Origin of the sequence: Natrinema salaciae (assembly GCF_900110865.1) — an archaeon.
GTDB classification, from domain to species: domain Archaea; phylum Halobacteriota; class Halobacteria; order Halobacteriales; family Natrialbaceae; genus Natrinema; species Natrinema salaciae.
The window spans coordinates 63,358-82,175 of sequence record NZ_FOFD01000006.1 but is presented as its reverse complement, the minus strand read 5'-3'; the positions used below and the strand labels follow the sequence as shown (position 1 = coordinate 82,175).

The following is an 18,818-nucleotide window of genomic DNA, read 5'->3' as shown; positions in this document are numbered from 1 at the left end:
TAAGGGTATCGATACTGGCCGTCAGTTGAGGTGAATGATAATGCTGTACCACGACTCATCCTGCAGGTAGTCGCGGTGCCCGCCGAACTCACGAATCTCGAATTTCTTGATGTCGGTGTTGTACTTCTCGTACTGCTTCTCAATCGGTTCCCGAAGCACCGACAAGTTGCGTTCTGCCTCCTCGCGACTCTCGAAGTGCTGCAGCCACGTGGACTTCATCTTTGTCTGGATGTGCGGGACATGGACTCCCGTTTCCTCGCAGGCCTCAATGACTCCCGCCTTTCTTGCGTCCATCCCTCTGGGGACATCGTAGTATTCCTCGGCAGTGATGGGTTTCACACTGATGCCGTCACCATCTGCTTCTCCGGTGTGCCACCAGTTGAACTGATAATACCCGTCGTCAAACGTCCGAATCACGTCATCTTGGAGGAGCCGACAATCGAGTTTCCCGACGTACCCCACGTACGCTCGGTCGTCAGAGATTCCGACCTCCAACGGCTCCAACTCTTGTTCTTCTCGGTGGGGAGTCCACATCCGTGCCACCATGTCCTCGAGTCGCGTCTTGATGTGTCGCAGCCGTGCGTCACTCGGGGAATCAGCCGTGGTCGACATGCAAACCGATGTATGAGTGCGTATATAAAGGGGTTCGTGCGATAATCTGCTACTCCAGAAACCGGGAGTTTCAAGGGTGAGAGAGACAGATACCGGGGAATCCAATCTGAGAATGTGTACAAGATGGATCGTGATCTCCTCTAAAGTATAGCTGTTGTATGGTGAACTGGGTGATCACTCGTGAGATCACTTACGTTGTGTTCGTTTCTGGCGTACTAAGTGATACCAAGATTACCGACGTCACTTACGAATCCAATCTAGGAAGAAGTAGGAGTGATCTTGTTGCAACGCGGGGGACACCCCAAGTCTTGAATGAAAGCTCGACACCGCCAAAACCGATGGAGACCCCCTTAGTTCGGGTGGAGTTTACACACCCCCCACCCCCCTCGGTTCTGATGAAACTCGCCTTCGTAGCGGGGAAACTCCTCCGCCAAGGAATGATTCTCTCGTCGTTGTGGGTCTGTACTTCGGAAAACTTCTCAGGTCTGCTCAGGAGCCCTCGTTGCCAGAATTCACAACTCACCAACACGTTGGTGCCGGGGGTTCATAGGGGCGCGGCGGCTGAGCGCCCCTTGTCGCTTCGATGGGGCATGCGTCCCGGGAGCAACTACTGGAAGGGGTACCCGCATGCGGTATTCGGACGGCGTTCCGGTTAGGCCGAATACCCTCAGAATCAACCCCCGAAATATTCCGCCTAAGGCCGAACATTCCCACCCCTGTCCCGAGGGGTTCTTACCGCTTTAGTGACAACTAAACAATACGAATATGGCGAGGTACGAGGAACCGGAGAAAATGGATCTCCTCGCTGAGAAGACACTTACTGCGCTGTTCAAACGCGGTCGATGTAGTACGACCGATTTGAAAGAGATGACCGGTGGGAAGCCGCGTCTCATCAAGCACAGAATCGACGAGTGGCTCGCACCCGCAGGGCTCGTCAAGCAGTGCGGAACGCGCCCGCACGCTGGTAATGACGTTCGAGTGTTCAAGCTCACAACAGAGGGACACCGGTACGTGAGCGACCAGTGGAGTGACCTCGCACATTACGCACTCCGAGAAGAGGTGCTCGATGCCGCCCGAGAGATGAATAAGGAAATGGGTCTTGTCCGCGATCTCCTCGACGAGATTCGGGACAACCAATCCGACCTCGAAGAATCAGTTGAGGCTGTCGAAGATGAAGCAGAGGATGAGCGTGGTAACCTCAAGTCCGAGTTCGGACAGTGGCGTGAACGCGTGAAGGAGTTGGAAAAGGAGAACGAGGAACTCCGTGAGAAAGTCAAGGAGTTGGGTAAGAGGGTAGAGGCAAACGAAGAGCGGTCGAAGAAGACGAAGAAAATCGCAGAGGAGGCGTGGGCGTGGACAGTCGGCAGTTGGATCACTAACGCTCGAGACCACGATGACGGACAGCAGTTACCGTGGATGGACGTGCGGGGCAAAATCCGTAGCGTTGTAGCGAGGAATGGCCCAGATGAGAAGCGGCACGAGAAGGTCAGTCGGAAGTTCCGAGAGTGGACGTGGGGAGAGGATTGAGGGCTTGTAGGCTCCGTATTTTCTGGTTTTACATTCAAGAGGTGGGGTGTCTCCCTCCGATCCGTTCATCGGAACCGAGGGGTGTGTGCGTGTGATCGGAAATCGACGTTCCGTAGGGTGATTTCACATCGGAAGTCAAGGGGGGTGTGAGGTTCTCTATCTGCTGGTTTTACATTCAAGAAGTGAGGTGTCCCCGGCTCGTTCATTGGAACCGAGGGGTGTGTATGCGTAACCGAGGGTCGCCGTTCAGTGGGGCGGTTTACATCGGAACTCGAGGGGGTGTGGGGTATCGCGTCTTCGCCAGCAGCAGATAGTCATCGTGTCTGATTCAGCCTTTCTCCTCGTCCGGGAGATCATCGAGAAGGTCGTTGATGTCTTCGAGTGCTTCCTCGTTATCGAGTTCCGTGACGCGATCGCCGAGGTCTATCCCGAGATCGTCAGCGACATCTTCGGTTGAGTGGTGGCGAGTGTCGTCCTCAATCTCCTCGATACGGTCATCGATTATTGCCTGCTCCTGCTCCGACATCGCCTCGATGGATTCCTCGACGACCTCAACGTCAACGCCGTTCGCTCGCGCAATCTCCTCCGCTGACCGCACGTCGAGCGTGCTGTCATCATCCGACCACCGTGTGTCTGAGTAGTCTGGTTGCTCGTTGATGTCGTCCGTGTCGTCGGATCGACGATCTGCCCAGAGCCGACCCGAGTAATCCTCACGGTGCTGGTGGCGGCTGAGAGCGCGGGCGACGTCTTCTGCGTCGACCCCTCGTCTGTCGGCGGCTTCGGGCAGCGACTCATAGCCGCACGCGACGGCACCAACGGCCTTGAGGAATGCATCGTCTGCGAGCAGACCGCGAATCATCCTCCGCAGGTAGCGAGAGTGGCGCCAGTCATACGCGACTCGAGAGTCATCGACCTCGTCGGGGCTGTCGGCGTCGAACTGGTCGCGCCACCCGGCGATTTCGTCGTTGATTCGGTTCAGTTCCTCGCGCAGTTCGGCGGCTGGTTTCTCCGCGAGATGTTCACGCTTCTGCTGGCGCAGTTTTCGTTCGTCCCAACAGTATCCTTCGTCGACGCGGATGAATGTATCATCTAACTCGGCCAGTTCGGCAAGCATCGAGCGAGCGAACGCGGGGTCAACGTCAGCCTCGGCGGCGACCCAGTCGGCGTCCCGAGGCTGGTGTAGCATATCGGCGATTGCTTCGACGCGTTCCTCTGGAGACCAGTCGTCGGGCCACTTTCTGTCAGGGCCGATGTCGGGAGGGTCGTCGAGCATACTGCTATCCACGGCCGCCGCGGCCATAGTCGCTTTGACGGGCTAATGGATGGCTAGGGGCGTTTTCGCGGTTTCTGCGCTGGTTTTACGGTGGCGGGGGAATTATTGATGGACTGGCGGGAAAGTACCCGCCGGTGGGTTAGGTGGAGTTATCCACCTCGGTTCTGGGGGAGCCATCCCCCCTTTCGATTATCGATACGTCGTCGTGGAGCTAGTGGTGAAAAGTAGACGACCCCCTGTGCCAACATATATTCGATAATAGGGGTGAGAATGCCGGCGCTATGGAGGATGAAGAACGGCTGAAGGCGAAGCTGGCGATGTTCGTGAGTGGATGCAAAGGCTGGGTCGCGGAGGCGGAGGAACAAGACGTGGATGATGATGCCATCGAGGAAGTCAAGCAGGCTCACGAGCACATCCGCGAGGCATTCCGGATTCTGGATGAATAGAGAGACGGAGAATTTTCCCTATCGGACGTTGTGAGTAGCTTGTACAGTTACTCTTTCTCGACGTGAAGCGTCTCACCGGCTTCTGGGTCGACTGCCACCTCGCACCCACAGTCAGGGCAGTTTCTGAGTTCCCCATCGGGATCGACGCCCGTGTAGGTAATTTCGCCGCCGCGGTCGCGTCGATCGCACTCCGTTTTGACGACCGGCATTACACGCCCACCTCCTCTTCGTCCCACTTCCGCAGTTTGTCAAACATCTCCTGTCGCTCCGTTTCGGACTTCTTCTCGTGTTCGAACGCCTCTTGCTCGCTGAGTGAGATAATGTGTCGCGTCCCACACGCATTGCAGTCAGCATTTCTGAGGTTGTGTTCGACAGTCCACTTCTGTTCCACATCGCACGCGTCGCAGGTGTCGGTGATCGTTGCCATCACGGAATGATCGACATCCGGGGGATTAGATAAACGCCGGCACGCCGGCTGCCGCTGCACATGGATCCTTATCCCGACTGCTGCTCGACCGCGTTGGTAATGCCTCCGTGCATCGAAGAAGTCGACCGCGAATCGCTCGCCGAAGGTGAACACGTCGAACTCGCTGTCGATGAAACCGGACATCACATCTACGTGACCGCCGTTGAGGGACAAACTGTCGTGGTTGTCGGGAATGGAGGCGGTGAACAGGCATCGATCTCCCTCCACAGCAACCGGTGGCGGCTCAAATCGCCAGAAAGCACGCTTAGCACGTAGCGAGCAGAAGTCCACCCCGTTCAGGGGTGGAAGGTGGTCAATTAGCGGCCGTCGACACGGTGCATCTGTTCGAGTCGCGCCTGCACGTATTCGTCATCGTACAATTGCTCTGCCTTACGCTGGAATAGCTCCCACGCTTTGTCGGTGGGCCAACCGTCGTCAGTGCTGGCGAGGATGTCCCAATCGCCGCGCTCGTCGCCGAGGCGGAGAATCAGCCCGTGGACAGGGGCGTGGAGCCGCTCGTCGAGCGCACGGCGTTGTGCCTCGGCCTGCACAATGTGGGCAGGCTTGATGTGCGGGCCAGTCTTGCCATCGACCGTGTAGATTGCCGGTGGGAGCGCGTCGGAGTCGGGGATACTGACGACTTCGTCTGGACACGGGCAAAACGGCACACCGTCGACCTCTTCGGGGATGGTTGGCTCATCGACGAGTACGGTCATTTCGTGTTCACGGTTGATGATGTCCCAGTTGTCGCCGGCGAAACGCGCGCCGCGTTTGGCGGTGGTTTTGAGAGCATCGGTGGCACTCCTATCAAGTACCTCGGCCTCTTCAGGCGACTTAACACGGTTTGCGCCCGGCCAGCGGTAGACGGCTTTGAGCATGGCGTCGGGATTCTCGACGTCTTCAAGGGCGGCAAGTTCACTGTCGAGCACGTCGGCCGCCTCCTCGGCACCCAATGCGGAGTGGAGGCCGTGAGCAGTGCTACCCCGAATTCGACTGAATTCGCGGACGAGCTGCCACTCATCGGGTGTGAACCCGTCACCGTTTGAATCTGGGGAGAACGGGTGATCGTCGGGTAGTGAGTACCAGTCAATGGCGTCCGTAATGCTTCGGGCGGACAGGATGGGGCGCTCGTGCTTGGAGTCGGAGATGTAGGCGGAGAGGTCAGTTTCTGGGACGGATTGTGCGAATAGTTCTGAATCAATATAGCCGATGAGCAGGGCTTTGAGGAACGGTTCGTCCTCGCTATACCGATCTAGTAGGTATTTCGATAGCACGGGAACACATATCGTTCCCAGCTCCCAAAATACTATCAATCATATAAAATTTTCAAATTGTGTATAGTAGTGGGCATTTATGCAGGGTTCGCTGTCGACATCAGCGATTCGCTTTTCTTGCTCGCGAGAGAGGATGAATACAGTTACGCCACCGGACTTGTACATCAGGTTAACGCGTGGATTGAATCTACTGAGCGGGACTCTTATTACCCGCACTCAGTGACAGGTTGTCGTAGACTCGCATTCGGTAGCAGGTTCCGATTAGTCGGTGGCACACGGGCATTCGCGGCTCTCAAACAGGCTCCTAAGCATGTGCGTTCGGCCACAGTCACCGCACTTGACTTTGATCGACACTCGGACGTGCGGCGTACCCATCTGGATGATGTCGTGGTTTCGGAGACGGTTGATAGACTTCTCAACGACGTTGACAACTCGCTTCCGTAGTTTTTCGATATTCTGCTGATCGTTCTGTGGATTCGGAGTGTAGTTGCGGCTGGTATCCTCGCCAAGGCACTTGTTGAGGTGCTTGCGGATGGTCTGGTAGGAAACGAAGTCGTCCGTAACCTCGTCGACATCGATACCAGCCTCCTCAAGTTCGCGGCGACCATCACGACGGGCACCTTCCAATACGCTGTCGTCTGTAAGCAAGCGGTGATAGTTCTCCTCCTCGCCGTCGAGAACAGTCATCCCGTGCTGGATCATCGCGTACTTGATAATCCATATATTGAGTCGCGTCTCGAGGCGACGGAGGCCGGCTCCTTCGTGGTCTCGCAGGCGTAGCAGTCGTTCGTCGGCGTCGTCAAGTCCGTATTTCTCGGTGACGCGCTCAACCTTACACCCCTCCTGTGTGGTCATACGAGATCTGGCGCCACTACTCCTACTTGTATGCCGGCCCGGGAGAAGTTCCCACTGTTCAGGAAACGTTCGGTCAACACCCTGATTTCTCTACACTATCAGACAGCGAACCTAGCCGAGAAGGCGCCCCAATATACCGCTACTGGAATCTTCGCCATTAGCGGTCAAATCATCCATATCGAGCCATTCCTCGAAGTCGTCGGGATTCTTGACGATGATGTTGCGTCCGCTCTTTTCGGGGCGCATCTTCGTCGGCAGCGTCTTTCGATAGCTGTACAGCTCGTGCGGTTCAAGATCGAAGTCGGCAATAAGGTGGTCTTCCCGCCGTTCGAATTCAACGTCACCTCGCTCACAGGCCTGTCGCCACTTGCGCTTCCCGATGTTGAATCGGCGGTTCGCCGGCTCCTTCGGGAAGTATTTCGGTCGTTCCCGGCCAGCCCGCTCGTAGAAGTCGAGAAACACCTGCCGGACGTCGTCGACTGTTCCTCCAGCATCGAGGTACATCTCGTCGTCCAGAATCCGCCGTGAGACGTATGAGAAGATCGGGTTGCGAGCGTCGAGAATCTCGTTCAGGTCTTCCTGTGCCTTGTGAAGTACCTCGCGCGCGGTGGCGCGGGGCACTCGCCCTCACTAACTAATGTAGAGATTCCCTCGTACATGTGGGCCTTTACTGCTCGCTGGTTGTTTGTCTCGCCCCAGCGGTCTATCGTCTCGATGTAATTGCTGAACGAATCCTATCTCTTGACGGTTTCCCACCCCATCTCGGCCGAATTCCCGAACCCGCCCAAATTGATGGTCGTCGTCCAGTCTATATGTTAGGGATTTGTAAGGTCGGCTACTAAGAATTAGTGCGCGGAAGCAACTGAGAGACCTGCCGCCGAACTCCTCAGATGAATGACCTCGTGGTTGATTTTCCACAAAGTATGACCACCTCTCTTTCTGCAGTATGCTCTGTCCGCTCGGTTCCGGCGTACTTCAAACAGGCAAGGAATTACGTGGTTCTTAGGAAGAGTTCCTTCAAGGGCTGACCTTCCCGCCCGAATCGCCGTCATCTGGCGAAACTTCTGCGACCATCCGCTCGACTTCGTCAAACGCAACTTCCGCGTCCAATGCGCCCTCGACAACCAGTCTTCGCAGAAGATCGATTTTCTCTTGGATGGTTTCGACTCGCTCCTTGGTGGGCTCAGACTGTTCGATCTCGGAGTTGTCGCCAGAGGATTTTTGACCAGTATCGACACGCGTTGGCCGTTCAGAGATGTGTTGCATCGTCGCGTCGATACCCTTCTCGGGGCCGGCGTACGTTCCGGTGCTGTTCTCGCGACGAACGGTGTCATTGCTCTCACCATCTTCCTCCTCGATTTCGTCCTTGAGAGCCTCCATCCGACGTTCGACAGCCTCCTCGTACTGGTAGCGGCACGTGTTCACGTAACCGCCCTTGTCGTCAATCGCCTCCCCGGCCTCGGTGTACGATCCGAATTCGCCCAGTTCATACCGGGCAGCTGCGTCGATCGCTTTCTGTTGTCGCTCGTTGAAATCCTCGAACGGACGTGACCCGCGTGCGGCTTTGGTCGTACCGAAGTACTCGCGAATAGTCTGTCCTGTGTGTCCTTTAGACGGACTGTAATCCCCGTCATCGAGGAAATCAGCGATTTCTTGGGCCGAAAAATCGGGATGCATCATCTTCGCCGCGACGATGCGACGTTGCACGGGGCTCAAGTCTTCTTCATCAGGATTGCAGATGTCGTCGAATTTGTCGGGTTCCCGCCTCAACTCCTCCTCGGTGACGTCGTCGATGCAGTTGCCGTCGGCGTCGACTGCGTCGACACTCGTCATCGGCGAGAACCCTTCTCGACCACTATGGTCGCTATCCGTGCTCTCCTCGATGTGGAGCCGAACTTCCCGCTCCTTCGTACTCGTGTACGGTTCGTCTGGGCAGTAGGGGCAGCGATACCGGTCGACTTCGGAGTTACTGCTCACGCGCGCTCACCCCCGTTCACCCCGCTAACCCAGTGCAGCGGTTCTCCCGCAGTATCCGTAGTCGCGAGTGTCGGCCCGATGACAGTACTGGTCTGGCCGTCAGCCGCTTCTTTGTTCGCTCGGTTCTCCCGTTCTGGGTTGTCTGCTTTCGTCGGCATCGCACTTCCCCGGTATCCGATCCTACTAAATGGGGATTTGCCCGAAACCTGCTAGGGCCTCTATGCCTTGAAATCGTCGTTATGAGCATCTACAGCGAAAAACCGGCTTAGCAAAATGTAGGTAAGACGCCGGTTTCCGTCTCGCTTCTCAGGGTTCCTGCGACCGCGTCAACTCACCCACCGTGTCGACGTTCTTGGCCCGCTCGATCACGTCACGACCAACTTCGAATCCGATCTCGACCGAAACCGGGCCGAGTCCCCCGACGCTGTCATCAACGTAGAGAGCCGTCCAGTCCGGTGGGGATCCGTACGGCCCGTCCATCGTCAGCGTCGTGTGGAGCGGATACGTTTCGTCGCCGACTTCGACGGAGTCGATGGGGCCAACGATGGGCGCGCCCTTGGCTGGCACCATCGGAATCCGGAGATCAATTGCGGGCTCGCCGAGCACGAGAGGTTCGTGGTACATCTCGACCGACGCGGCACCTTCGTCTGCCAGTCGCTCGACCACGAGTTCGAGCGGAACCGTCTCGTTCGGTCGTGGTGAGATGTCCGGCTTGGTTGCGACGATCTCGCGAACGTTGTTCACGCCGTCATCGATCTCGACGGGATCGAGTCCGGCCATACCCTCGGCGATGTACACCGGAACGCGGCGATACAGGTGCAGGCCATTGTAGTGGATGAAGCGAACGCATGCGGGCGTCGCTTCTCCGCCAATACGAACCGCTCCCACTTGCCCCTCGTAAGGCTGGTGACCAACTTCCTCATCTAGATACGTGGCGAGGGACTCTTTCTGACTGTCCGACACGCCAGCCGGAAGGTGGTAGTAGAGCTGTGCGGGCTCGTCGACGAGCGATCGTGTGTTCGCAGCGACGTATGTCGCTCCGTGTTCGACGAGCGTTTCCACGACGGCTGCCAGTTCTGGGTGTGTCTTAGGCACGGCGCCTGCTCAATATCCAAGGGCTGCTTATAACGGGTTGCCCGGCAGCGTTCTCGTTTCTCCGGAATATCGCTAAGCTACTTTAGTGGAGAATGAGCGTTCCTACAGAGGAATCTGGGGCGAGAATGGGGACATCTTACCTACGAGCTCGAAACGCCCTCAGCCGACCCGAGGTATTCCGTCTTCACGGTGTCCCCGTCTCGGTAGACGCGATACTTGTACGGGCCGTGTGGACACGACGAACAGTTCTCCTTGCCGCACGGTACCTCTTTCAGCACGATCGTTCCATTATGGGCACGCGTCACCCCGGCGATCTGCTCGCTATCGTCCGCCCACTCTTCGAGCTCGTCGGTGGGGACGAATTCGCGGTGGGACGCCAATTCATTCGCGTATTCCCCGATCTTACGGAGCGTCGTCGGCTCCTGACGCTCGAGCCCATCGACGATGTACTGGGCGATGTCGTCTGACGGCGACGGTGACTTCGCGATCTCGGCCTCCGTCTCTTCGGAGACTCCTTTGAGCCGCCGCCGTGCCGTGTCGATGTACGACTCGGATCGGTCAATGCCGACGTAATCCCGTCCCGTCTGCTTGGCAGCTACAGCACTCGTCCCGATACCGACGAACGGGTCGAGAACGAGGTCGCCCGCGAATGAGTACAGCGCAATCAGGCGTCGGGGCAACTCCAGCGGGAATGCCGCGGGATGGTCGGTCTCCACCGACGGACTCGGACGGGGGAGTTTCCAGACGCTCTGTGCAAACTCTCGCCACTCTTCCGCAGTCAGTTTCGAGGCCTCACGTCGCTCGTCGCCAGCCGCAGGCCGATCACGCTGCTTCTGGTAGTCTTCGGAAACGTACTTTCGGAAGACGAGGACGTACTCGTGGCGTTGGTTCACTGGGACGTTCGTCGGATAGGGATACGATCCGAGCAGTGCCCCATCCCCGTGAGACGCATACTGATCCTTGATCCAGACGAACTCGTCGAAGAAGTCGAAGCCGGCGTCTCTACACAGCTCCATAATGTGACTCCGAAGCGGGACGCGTCGGTATCGTCCCTCATCCTCTGAGTTGAACGACGCTGCTACGTTGATGCAGACCTTCCCGTCAGGCGCTGTTACGCGGAACAACTGGGTGACGACCTCGTCCATCAACTCGCGCCACTCCGCGATCGGGCGGCGGTCGTCATCCCCCTCTTCGTAGTCCTTACCGAGGTTGTACGGTGGGCTGGTAACCGTCAGCTGAACGCTTTCGTCGGGCAACTCCGACAGACGACTACCGGCATCGCCCACAAGGAGTCGGTTGCGGTGCGACACTATCTCGCAACTTTCAGTCGTCGCCTATGAATGTTCCCGACTGGCGAAACGAGGTTGGGAGATGGTTCAGGGCCGAGGCCCATCGTACGCCTCCTCGTGGTAGGCAAGGACGTCGGGAATTTCGCGTTCTGACAGCGTGAGCGGGAGCGAGTTGTGCGTATGCCAGTTCTCTCCCGTGATGTCGCTCATCACCTTTGTGACGACTTGTGCGATGTATGCCCGCATCTCCTCGTCGTCGATTTGCTGCTTGATGAACTCGAAGAGGGCGTGCCAGTCACTCCCGTTGAGTCCGAACGCGACGTAATTGTCGCCGTGATCAACGACGGGACGTCGCTCCGCGGCCTCAAACGCGTCGTAGCTCTCTTGCACTCGTTGAAGAGCGTAGTAGACTTCGTCAGCATCGAACTCCATCGCCTCCGCCTCACGGTGGAGGCGACTCTCTGCTGGATGGTTGTTCGCAACCAGTTCGCGGACGTGCGGCCGATGGCTTTCCATCCGGATCGCATCGTAGATTGTTTTGGCCGCAATTTCGTTAGACGCGTTCTCTATCTCGAATTCAGCGTATTCAGTCTCGGTGTCTCGGTTGTCCATCCGATGCAGCCACGCGTCGAGGCAGTCCGGATGAAAAGCACGTTGTCCGAGGGGGAATCGCCTACTCGGGGTTTGTTCTACGCTACTCGCGACCATCTTGTCGAGTGCTTCAGACGACATATTCGGGGTAGAGCGTCTGAAACCCGTATTTACCTTCGGATAGTCTGAGCAGCACCCCGTTCCTGCTTTTTTAAGTCACCAATCGTACTCCAGAGTGCATGTCGACCGAACCCGACTCCATCGACGCTGACCGACTGAACAGTATCGAACGCCGCCTCGAAGAGATGGTTGAACGAAAGTGGACGCCGCTGCGCGAAAAGCACGGCAAAGAGCCGATGAACATCGAGAAGAAGGAGGATGGTGTCGTCGTCGGCCATACTAACGCGAGGATTCTTCTGCGGGACGATGTGATTCGGGCGTTCGACACTCGCTACTACGACTTCCGACCGCGAAACACTGACCGAGGACGAGAGATTCTGGTTCGGCCGATTAGCAAATCGGACTTCTACGAAATCCCCTACGGGATGGATGTGGACAAGGCGGCCGCTCTCCGGGCGCTCAAGGAAACCAGTATCCGCGTCCCGGTGGTCAACGACTGCAGCGGGGGAGCATGGCTGAGACACTTCGAAACCAAGGAGGAAGCGGAAAAAGCCGCGGAAGTGCTGGAACCCCACATCGAAACTGCGTACAACGAGATGTGGAACGAAGGTGTTGAGGAAATCGAAATCCGGGAGTTCGAGGAGCCCCGCGAGTGGCTGGCTCCGGACTCGTGGTATTCGATTCTCGTCCACTACGAGTGACTGTCGGGAGTTTCGGAACTATAGCGGTAGTGTGAGACAGTAGTTCTCGACCTCGGGCGCAAGGGAGATGATCTGCTCTCGACGTCGGAGTTCTTCGCGACGCGTTTCGATTCTGTCCTCGAGCTGTTCGAGACGCTCCTGTTGGCCACGGATCGCGATGTCCATATCCGAGCCGGCGTCGGCCTTGCGCTCGTATTCCTCGATGAAGGACTCGATCCGTTCTCGTTCCGCCTGCGCGTATTCCTCGAGATTCTCCAGTTCCCGAGCGGTCTCCTCGTGGCGCTTCTCCTGAAGATGGTTCTTGATCTCGTTGACCCGCACGCTGACATACCGATCGGCAGCCGTTCGTAAGTCGGATTGAGCGTCGAGAACCGTTCGCAGGTCGTCGACGTCGGGCTTTGCTGCTACCGAGTCGCCCTCGACAACACGTTCACCGAGCGCCTGCTGGGCGTCCTCTTGCGCGGCATCCACGAAGACGGGGATGGTCTCCTCGCGAATCACGTCGCCGGTGCCGTCCTCAAACGCCACACGATAGTTGTAGGTGATACCCGGCGTATCGACGAACGGAAGCAGTTTGAGTCCGACCTCACCACGCTCATCCTCCAACACGCGTGCCATGAGCCGTTGCAGGACGTCCGTGTCGGGAGCGAGGTAGGTGATGTCCTCGTGATCCATCGCGAAGTCGCGGTCGAACGTGAACGGGCCGAACGTCGCATCTTGCCCCGGTGAATTGATCCCGTCCGGCAACTCGGCCTGATAGAGATTGGTGCCGCGCTTCTCGAATTCGCCTCCGAAGGCTTCGACTGCTCGTTCGAAGAACTCGCGAATGTCGCCCTCGCTCCCGTAGACATCCTCTGACTCGTCGACGACCTCCTGAATCTGCCGGCGACTCTCGGCATCGAACGTGCTCGTATCGACGAGGCTCCGCTCGTACCATTCCTCGAGCGTCCGCTGGCGCTCCTCGATCATCTCCTTGAGTTCCTCTTTGGTCGCACTCGGGGGTTCGTCGTTCTCGATGGACTCCATGATGAGCGAGTCCACGTCGATGTCGTCGAGGATGCCGAGCACGTCCGCCGTATTTCCGAGCTGGGAGCGGATCTCCTCGACCTTGGTTTGGAGCATCTCGAAGATCTCGCTCTCGCGGGTGTCGTCGAAGAGGAAGTTCCAGACCTTGACCTCCTCCTCCTGTCCGTAGCGATGGATGCGGCCGATCCGCTGCTCGAGGCGGTTCGGGTTCCACGGAAGCTCGTAGTTGGCCATGATGTGGCAGCTGTGCTGGAGGTCGATCCCCTCGCTCGCTGCGTCGGTCGCAAACAGGAGCCGTGACTGGCCGTGATTGAACTCGTCTTCGATCCGCGCCCGTTCCTCCTTATCCACGTCACCGTGAATCACGAGAATCTCGTCCGCCCACGGCTCGTCCTGCACGTACTCGAGGAGGTAGTCGAGCGTATCGCGGTACTCCGTGAACAACAGGAGTTTCTCGTCCGGTTGTTCCTCGAGGAGTTGGGAGATGAACCGTCTGACCTTCTGGGCCTTAGAGTCGACCGGCAAATCCTCGGCCAGTGAGACGAGATCGCGGAGCGTATCGATCTCCTCTTGGAGCTGTTCGTCGGTGCTGGTGACGGTCAGGCCAGCAATCTCGTCTTCCGCGTGTTGCTTGTCGTCCTCGTCCAGATCCTCGCCGTCGAGATAGGCTCGTGCTTCCTCGGAGAGCCCGTCCGTTTCCGCCTCCTCGTCGAGGAGGTCATCCAGTCGTCGGCGGAGCGTCGCGTGAATCGCGCCGACGCTGCTCACCAGCCGTTTCTGCATGAGCGCCATCGCGAACCCGACCGCGGGTTCGTTCAACTTCTCCGAGCGGTTGTAGACGTTTTTGACGTAGTCAGTGACCGCGCGGTAGAACTGCCGCTCGTCGTGCGTCATCGAGACCGATACCGAGTTGACCTCTCGGTCTGGGAAGACACGTTCACCATCCTCGTCGTAGATGTCGGTCTTCCCACGTCGGATCATTACGCGGTCGACTGTCTCTTGTGAGAGTTCCCGGTTCTCGGCGACGAGGAACGGGTCGATATACTCGACAAGGGAGCGGAACGCCTCGCCCTTCCCGTCGTGGGGCGTCGCGCTGAGAAGCAGCAGCGAGTCGGAGTTCCCCGTGACGGTATCGACCATGTTTGCCGTCTTGCTCGGCGAGTCACCCCGCTTGGCAGCCTTGTGTGCCTCGTCGACCACGACGACGTCCCAGAACGCGTCCCGGAGTGCGGGTCGGAACTCGTCCTGTCGCAGGAACGCCATGCTGGTGACAAGCTGTTGCTGGTCTTGGTTCCAGATGTTGGCCTCCTCGCCGAGCCGTCGGCGCTCACCTTCGACCCACGCCCGATCTGCGACTGTGAGATCGACGTCGAAGAAGCGATCCATATCCCGAATCCACTTCTTTTGGAGATGAGCGGGAACGACGAACAGGACGCGGTCGGCGCGATTCCGGGCGGCGAGTTCCTTGAGGATGAGTCCGGCCTCTATCGTTTTCCCGAGCCCGACGTCGTCGCCGATGAGCGCACGCTGCCGAAGCTTCTGCATCACCCAGTTCACGGCATCTAGCTGGTAGGGCTCCAGTCGAACGAGTGAGTTCGAGATGCTCAGGAGCTGTCCCTGCTCGTGGGCGAACTTGAGTTTCGTCGCCTGCGTGTGGAGGTCGAACCACTGCGCCGAGACCGTATCGTGATCAGGATGAAGGGCGTCGAGTTGGTGATCGGAAATCCTCTCGATTCCACTCTGAGAGGGCTGAATCTCGACGTCATCCAGACAAACGGTTTTGGCGCCTTCCCCTTCGATATAGGCTCGCAGGTACTCGATGTCACCGACTGTTTGAATACGTATAACTTCCGCATCCTTCCCATCGATTATGATTCTCTCACCCGGACGAAATTGAGATTCGCTCATTAGTGCGTCTCTCCACTTGTATTAGGACGGCCGCTCGGAAGGTCACTAGTTGTGGATTGGCTCGTCATATTGACCTCTGCATAATTATCTCATAGTCATCAATCCGTAATTCCTGCTCTCGGGGAAGTCGGGGACTGACATTAAATTCAGTCGAGTCACGAGGAGAAACTCCCACTTCAGTGTGATTAGTTGATACCACGCGGTCATCCTCTGTATAGAATTTCACGACGACAAATATACCTCTAGACTGATTGTTCTTGTTGGCGATATTACCGGAAACTCGCACTGGTCTATGTCCAGCATTCGGCTGATCTCTTCCGGTAATGTTATCATTTTCGATGGAAAGCCCTCGAAAATCACCCTTTTCAACAGGGGATAACTCAACTTCCCAGTCAATTTCAATTCGAGAACTGGTCAGAGGCTTGGGCGAGGGAAAATGTGGGGAAACAATAAATGGCATCTGTCTAAAATTCGAATGATCAGACTCAAACCGTGTGGTTGGTAAGCGGTACTTTCCGTCTTCACGCCGTATTTCTGCGATTTCGCCACCTGATAGGCCATTCTCATTGAATGTGACCGTACCAATAGTTGACTCCGGCTCGGTCTCATCAAGGTAGACCGTCGCTTTTGCATTGAGAGAGAAGTACTCGTTCGGGCTTCCAACAACCTGAACTTCCGCGAATGGACGAACGAGTTCATGGAAGAAACTCGCCCTTTGCGTTTTGATTTCTGCTTTCCGGATCCAAGCATAGGGATCGGGAGATAGGTTATCCAGCGGCTGTTTGATTTTCCTTAGCCAAGCTCTCCAGAAGCGTGGAGGTTGGTGATTAATATTAATCGAATCATATCCCACCTCAAATTCAATCGTTCCTTTTCGAGGGCCGTATGTTTGGCATCCAACCTTGTATTCTAAGCCATAAGTACGGAACCGTTCTAGCTTTAACTTAGTCGAGAATATCCGAAAAGACACATCGCTATAGATCGTATCATCGATGAACATCTGGTTGATCTCACCCGGCCTCCCAAAGTAGGTCATAAAGTTGTGGTCAACGGTCAAGGGGGAATCCTCAAAAGATAGAGGAGCGTATTCCGATTCTTGACCGTTCGAATCATCTGACTCAGTAGTCTCGTCATCAGCTTCAGCAGTATCATCTACCGAAACCTCTACTTTTAGCGCACCCCCTTTCTGTTCCTCGCCAAAATTCCACGTGGGCGCTCTTATATCGAAATAAACATCGTGTGCAGGTGCATTTCCGCGATTGACGATTTTGAACGTAGGATGGGATACAACCTGATTATCTAATACTATGTCCCGGTCTTTATCTACGAGTAACTGCAGTTTTGGCCGCTGCAAAAAGAACCGATATGCAGTTATAATCGCAGCTATCGCTGCGAGGATCGCACCTAACCACTTGATGGAGTTTGGTATCTCGGGGGCGTTCAGGAGAAGAGGGAGCACAGTGGGTCACCCTTGGGTGATGCTAATGAAGTCAAGTACGAACTCTTGTGGGAGCAGTCCGCCGTGGTAGAACCGCGCGTCACCGAGCCCCTGCTTTCTGAACCGCTTGAGTGGGCTCGCAAGGACGCTGACGTTGGCGTCGAGGTACCCCAGTCGGGAACTGGAGTCGAGTAGCACGCCGGGCGAATCCTCGTCCACATCTTCCCCAGCGATCCATCGGCGCCCGGAGTCGGATGCTTCCGCCGGGCGCGAAATCTTCTCCGGCGACGCGTTGTCCGGGAGCAGGACGAACCCGTGGTCGGTCAGCACGTAGGCCTGATCCCACTCGCCCTGTTCGAGTTTCGTGCCGATGAACTCCGCGAGCGAGTCGACGCGTCGGGCCAGCATCGCCTCGAGGTCGCTGAGTTCCTTCTCGCCGATGTCGTCGATGTCGTTCTTGAAGTAGGCGACACGCGTCGACTGCCAGCCGTCGTCCTCCTCGCGAGTGACCGTCCAGCCGTCACCGCCCAACAGCGACTCGCGGCGGTTAGTCGTCACCCGACGGTTGTTTCGCAGCGGCTGTAACTCGCCGTCGACCAGCGAGACACCAAACATCTGGATCTCACCCGGCGTGAGTGCAGCCTTCCCGAACTCGGTCTCCGAGGGAAGCGTTCCGAGCCAGACGTCTTCATCGACGGCGAACTCGGGGGCGTCGGCCGGGAGCGTCGCCACGTAGTCGCGCAACTCGTCCGCGAGCCGGCGAGCGAGATCGAGTCGAAGGGCGTCGATGACGAACAGCGCGACCGTCTGCCCGCTTTCGAGGCCGTCGGACTCCTTCGTGAAGAACTGGTAGGAGTGATCCTCGTCGACGAACGGAGCACCAGCTTCGACGGTCTCCGTGACGAGGTCGCCGAGGTCTTCGAGGTACTCGACGTATTCCGACTGGAGCTGCGTCCGGAGGTCGTCGAGCGCGGCGGTCGCGGGGTGATCGTCGGGGAGATCGGACTCGGGCTCGCCGGCGACGACGAGGTTGAGCACCGCGTTGTCGATCTGCCACGTGCCGTCGTCGGGGTCGGCGTACAGCGAGACGACGTCGTCGGTTGCGCTCTCGTCCCACGTTTCGAGCTGGTGCGCGAGGCGAGCGATCTCCGCGGCCTGTTCCCACGTCTGCGTCCACGGGCTGTCCGGGCCGTAGGCTCCGCGATAGGTGCCACGGAAGTCCTCGCTCCCGAGCAGAGCGTCGTATCGCTCCTCGGCACGCTCGAGACACGCCTCGTAGTCCCCGGCATCGAAGGACGCGTGCCACTCCTCCCAGAGGCGGCGTTCGAGCGCGGCGTCGACGATACATTCCGCGAGTTCCCATGGGTCGTCGACGTCCGCGACGACGTCGGGCCAGATTGCCTCCCCGAGGTAACGGTCGGCGAGGAGGCTGGCCGAGGTGGTGTTGTTCAACAGCGACTTGAGTTCGGGGAGGTCGTGATCGCCGGCCGTCTCGGCGCGGAACTCCCTCGGGAAGCGTTCGGCGTCGGCGCCGGCGTGGATCAGCCACTCGGCGACGGCCCACCGACGCGTCGCCGCGACGATCCCCACCGGTTCGTCCTCGCTAGCGACCGCGTCGACACCCTCGCTGGTCAGCAAGTCCTGCATCTGCTCGATAGTGTCGGGGCTGTCGTCGATGTCGCCCCAGCCGTTCTCCAGCACGAACGCGACCGGGTCGGTGTAGCCGCCGGTGACAATCTGCGTGCGGAGCTGTTCGAGCGTCGGGAGCTGTCCACCGGTGAGCTGGTCGTGGAGAATCCGCGCGATCTCGCGGCGCTTCGCGGGGTCGTCCGCCTGCGTCGCGGTTTTCAGCTCCCACGCATCGAGTTGCCCGCGCTCGAACGCGTGGACGGTGAGGTCTTCGATGCTCATCTGCACCTCGCCGCCCGTGTGCTCGACGTCGCGGAACCAGTCGAAGTCGCCATCGGCGTCTTCGGGCTCCTTGACGTGTGGGACGTACCAGACCTGCTCGCCGTCAACTGGATCGGCACGGAGTTCCAGCGGCGTCTTCTCGGCGACCTTCAGCTGAACGCCGAGTTCGTTACAGGCCTGCTTGATGATGTCCTCGAGGTAGTTCCCGTCGTCCCACCAGAGGACGATCGGGTCTGACGACTCGGCGCGGTCGAACTTGCTTCGGATGGTGTCTTTCGCGGCGTCGGGGAGGGTTTTGGTTGCTTGCAT

The 18,818-nt window shown here is 57.9% G+C and carries 18 protein-coding genes; 4 read left to right on the top strand and 14 right to left on the bottom strand.

All coding sequences use genetic code 11. From position 1 onward, the window contains the following. Positions 1-21: 21 nt before the first annotated feature. A complete protein-coding gene (locus tag BMX07_RS18760) occupies positions 22-612 on the bottom strand; it encodes a hypothetical protein (protein WP_090620888.1) in 591 nt (196 codons plus the stop codon). Between the two features lie 765 nt (positions 613-1,377). Here BMX07_RS18760 and BMX07_RS18755 point away from each other — a divergent pair. Further along, positions 1,378-2,139, top strand: a complete 762-nt coding sequence (locus tag BMX07_RS18755; RefSeq protein WP_090620886.1) for a hypothetical protein — start codon at positions 1,378-1,380, stop codon at positions 2,137-2,139. Between the two features lie 328 nt (positions 2,140-2,467). Here the strand turns inward: BMX07_RS18755 and BMX07_RS18750 are convergent, their stop codons facing one another. Further along, positions 2,468-3,412 (bottom strand): DUF7342 family protein, encoded by a 945-nt coding sequence (locus BMX07_RS18750; protein ID WP_139210963.1) that lies wholly within the window; start codon positions 3,410-3,412, stop codon positions 2,468-2,470. 281 nt (positions 3,413-3,693) lie between these two features. Here BMX07_RS18750 and BMX07_RS24670 point away from each other — a divergent pair, with 281 nt between their 5' ends. Continuing rightward, complete coding sequence (locus BMX07_RS24670; protein ID WP_175480207.1) at positions 3,694-3,858, top strand: hypothetical protein; 165 nt, start codon at positions 3,694-3,696, stop codon at positions 3,856-3,858. A 47-nt stretch (positions 3,859-3,905) separates the two neighbouring features. On the opposite strand, the gene BMX07_RS24665 is transcribed toward BMX07_RS24670, so the two are convergent. From BMX07_RS24665 to BMX07_RS18710, 9 genes are all read right to left on the bottom strand, one after another. Next, complete coding sequence (locus BMX07_RS24665; RefSeq protein ID WP_175480206.1) at positions 3,906-4,067, bottom strand: hypothetical protein; 162 nt, start codon at positions 4,065-4,067, stop codon at positions 3,906-3,908. Further along, entirely contained in the window at positions 4,067-4,468 is a 402-nt protein-coding gene (locus BMX07_RS25295) for a hypothetical protein (RefSeq protein WP_245742170.1), read from the bottom strand. The genes BMX07_RS24665 and BMX07_RS25295 overlap by 1 nt, the downstream gene beginning before the upstream one ends. A 173-nt stretch (positions 4,469-4,641) precedes the next feature. Beyond that, positions 4,642-5,598 carry a hypothetical protein gene (locus BMX07_RS18740; RefSeq protein ID WP_090620880.1) on the bottom strand — a complete coding sequence of 319 codons (957 nt, stop codon included), beginning with the start codon at positions 5,596-5,598 and terminating at the stop codon, positions 4,642-4,644. Positions 5,599-5,859: 261 nt separating this feature from the next. Then, positions 5,860-6,453, bottom strand: coding sequence for a rod-determining factor RdfA (rdfA, locus tag BMX07_RS18735; protein ID WP_090620878.1), 594 nt, complete (start codon positions 6,451-6,453; stop codon positions 5,860-5,862). 111 nt (positions 6,454-6,564) lie between these two features. Beyond that, positions 6,565-7,074 (bottom strand): hypothetical protein, encoded by a 510-nt coding sequence (locus BMX07_RS18730; protein ID WP_090620874.1) that lies wholly within the window; start codon positions 7,072-7,074, stop codon positions 6,565-6,567. 396 nt (positions 7,075-7,470) lie between these two features. Beyond that, positions 7,471-8,286 carry a hypothetical protein gene (locus BMX07_RS18725; protein ID WP_090620871.1) on the bottom strand — a complete coding sequence of 272 codons (816 nt, stop codon included), beginning with the start codon at positions 8,284-8,286 and terminating at the stop codon, positions 7,471-7,473. Positions 8,287-8,736: 450 nt separating this feature from the next. After that, the gene (locus tag BMX07_RS18720) at positions 8,737-9,525 is read right to left on the bottom strand and encodes a hypothetical protein (protein ID WP_139210962.1); all 789 of its coding nucleotides are present in this window, start codon (positions 9,523-9,525) and stop codon (positions 8,737-8,739) included. A 140-nt stretch (positions 9,526-9,665) separates the two neighbouring features. Next, positions 9,666-10,835, bottom strand: coding sequence for a DNA-methyltransferase (locus tag BMX07_RS18715; RefSeq protein ID WP_175480205.1), 1,170 nt, complete (start codon positions 10,833-10,835; stop codon positions 9,666-9,668). Positions 10,836-10,901: 66 nt separating this feature from the next. Next, positions 10,902-11,426 (bottom strand): hypothetical protein, encoded by a 525-nt coding sequence (locus tag BMX07_RS18710; RefSeq protein WP_090620863.1) that lies wholly within the window; start codon positions 11,424-11,426, stop codon positions 10,902-10,904. Between the two features lie 218 nt (positions 11,427-11,644). Between BMX07_RS18710 and BMX07_RS18705 the strand changes: the two genes are divergently transcribed. After that, positions 11,645-12,226 (top strand): hypothetical protein, encoded by a 582-nt coding sequence (locus BMX07_RS18705; protein ID WP_090620861.1) that lies wholly within the window; start codon positions 11,645-11,647, stop codon positions 12,224-12,226. Between the two features lie 18 nt (positions 12,227-12,244). Here BMX07_RS18705 and BMX07_RS18700 read toward each other — a convergent pair whose 3' ends face one another. Further along, positions 12,245-14,977: a helicase-related protein gene (locus BMX07_RS18700; RefSeq protein ID WP_394328401.1), complete on the bottom strand. Its 2,733-nt coding sequence runs from the start codon at positions 14,975-14,977 to the stop codon at positions 12,245-12,247. Here BMX07_RS18700 and BMX07_RS25720 point away from each other — a divergent pair. Continuing rightward, positions 14,876-15,163, top strand: a complete 288-nt coding sequence (locus BMX07_RS25720) for a hypothetical protein (RefSeq protein ID WP_245742168.1) — start codon at positions 14,876-14,878, stop codon at positions 15,161-15,163. The two genes, BMX07_RS18700 and BMX07_RS25720, sit on opposite strands and share 102 nt — an antisense overlap. Before the next feature lie 61 nt (positions 15,164-15,224). Here BMX07_RS25720 and BMX07_RS23940 read toward each other — a convergent pair whose 3' ends face one another. Both BMX07_RS23940 and pglZ read right to left on the bottom strand, forming a co-directional pair. Beyond that, the gene (locus BMX07_RS23940; protein ID WP_139210961.1) at positions 15,225-16,619 is read right to left on the bottom strand and encodes a hypothetical protein; all 1,395 of its coding nucleotides are present in this window, start codon (positions 16,617-16,619) and stop codon (positions 15,225-15,227) included. A gap of 6 nt (positions 16,620-16,625) precedes the next feature. Further along, the gene (gene pglZ / locus BMX07_RS18695) at positions 16,626-18,818 is read right to left on the bottom strand and encodes a BREX-5 system phosphatase PglZ (protein ID WP_090620857.1); all 2,193 of its coding nucleotides are present in this window, start codon (positions 18,816-18,818) and stop codon (positions 16,626-16,628) included.